The sequence below is a fragment of the Streptomyces tateyamensis genome (assembly GCF_003205575.1).
Lineage (GTDB): Bacteria > Actinomycetota > Actinomycetes > Streptomycetales > Streptomycetaceae > Kitasatospora > Kitasatospora tateyamensis.
Genome location: NZ_PYBW01000380.1, coordinates 1 through 250, shown reverse-complemented (window position 1 = coordinate 250; position 250 = coordinate 1). Strand labels below are relative to the sequence as shown.

At 76.0% G+C, this 250-nt stretch carries 1 pseudogene; it reads left to right on the top strand.

The annotated features are described in order from the left end of the window. Nucleotides 1-250: pseudogene (locus C7C46_RS35715) on the top strand (AI-2E family transporter); the annotation flags it as partial.

The window sequence follows — 250 nt, the reverse complement described above, 5'->3', positions numbered from 1 at the left end:
GGCCGGCTACGCGTGGCGGCTGCTGGTGCTGGCGGCAGCGCTCTACGTGGTGCTCCTCGTGGTAGGGCGCCTGGACCTGCCGGTGGTGGCGGTCTTCGGGGCCCTGGTGATCACCTCGATGCTGCGCCCGGTGGCCGACCTGATCGCCCGTGCGCTCCCGCGCGCGGCAGCGGTGGCCGGCACGGTGGGCGGCTCGCTGCTGCTGGCGGCAGGCGGGCTGGCTCTGCAGGGCGAGTCGGTGGCCAGCGAC